Source organism: Propionivibrio sp. (assembly GCF_049316945.1).
GTDB lineage: Bacteria > Pseudomonadota > Gammaproteobacteria > Burkholderiales > Rhodocyclaceae > Propionivibrio.
Genome location: NZ_JBMOJE010000372.1, coordinates 1 through 1,537, shown reverse-complemented (window position 1 = coordinate 1,537; position 1,537 = coordinate 1). Strand labels below are relative to the sequence as shown.

The 1,537-nt window shown below is 49.2% G+C and carries 1 protein-coding gene; it reads left to right on the top strand.

From position 1 onward, the window contains the following. Window positions 1–309 precede the first annotated feature (309 nt). Entirely contained in the window at window positions 310–1,422 is a 1,113-nt protein-coding gene (locus ACOYNV_RS28265) for a methyltransferase (protein WP_422903154.1), read from the top strand. Window positions 1,423–1,537: the final 115 nt, after the last annotated feature.

Here is a 1,537-nt window from a genome sequence, read left to right as displayed (position 1 = left end):
GCTGAACGCGGGTTGTTTGACACCCGTGAATATCTCCGGGAGAGAGACGTAAGAGAGGGGATGAGCTATTCATTGCGGTATGGTCCGCTTCTGCGTCAATCATGACCAAAATTCCTGATAGTTACAGGCCTATGATTTCAATTAGAACATGCAAGATCGGCGCACCGCCTCTGTTTTTTGGTCGCTCATCAGCCTTGCATTTTCCCATGGCAGTGCATTCACATTATTGCTGCTGAGATCAATCTGACTCCACCAGAAGCCTGCCGAACCCACCGTCGTGCTTAAATCTATTTATCAAAGACATACAAAATGAATCCCATATCCGATCCGAGCAGCGAATGTATCGAATTCGAACCCGCACGTCTTCGCGGTCTCGCAGCCAGGTTCGAAGCACAGAAAATCGCCTTTGGCCCAGTGGTGTTTCAATGCGCACGTGTGGCGTGGAAAAGTGGCCTTTTGGCACAGATTGAACTTTCCGATAAGGCTGGCGCCACTGTCGCTGAGTTGGCAACGTATAGCAGTCTTTCCGACTACGCCATTTCTGTGGTGCTTGAATCAGCACTCTCGGCAGGTATGGTCAAACGCACGGATGGACGCTATACCTTAACTCGCGTTGGCGACAATATCCTGCATGATGAATTGACCCAAATCAACATCGATTACATCCATGATGTTTGCTACAAGGGATTGTTTCTTCTCGAGGAGTCCTTGCGCGAAGAAAAACCGCTAGGGTTGAAGGCGATAGGCGACTGGCCAACGATCTACGAGGGCTTGTCAGAACTTCCCGAACCAGCCCGAACCAGCTGGTTCAATTTCGACCACTACTATTCAGATTCAGCTTTTTCGTCAGCACTCGTTCATGTTTTCGCTCAAAAACCGCGCCGCCTAATGGACATTGGAGCCAATACCGGTAAATGGTCATTGCAATGCCTGCAATATGATCCTGAACTTAAAATGACTTTGCTCGATCTGCCCATCCAGCTTGCCCGCGCACAAGCAACGCTCGAAAACGCTGGAGTACGTGATCGTGCCGACCTGCATCCTATCAACATCCTCGATTTTGATGCACCATTCCCGGGCAACATGGACGCTGTCTGGATGAGTCAATTTCTCACCTGTTTCAGTATTGACGCAATTGGGCACATTTTTCGTAGAGCATCTGCATGCCTTGAGCACGGTGGATCAGTCTGGGTGTTGGATACGTTTTGGGATCGCCAGAAGTACGATATCGCCAGCTTTTGCTTGATAAACACCTCGCCTTACTTTACCCCAATCGCTAGCGGCAACAGCAAAATGTATGAGTCCAAGGCCATCGTCACGAGTGCTAAAGCCAACGGCTTGCGCTTGGTCGACATAGTGGACGGCCTTGGCATCTGTCATTCACTGTTGCGTTTCGTGAGGTGTGATCCTGTGCGAGACTAGCCTCTTGATCGGATAGATTTCTTCGAAACCGACCGTTCGTGCCACCCATTGATAAGAATGATTTGGGTGCGGCTCTTTTAGAACGTCATAAAATGAATGCATTGTGACTATTATA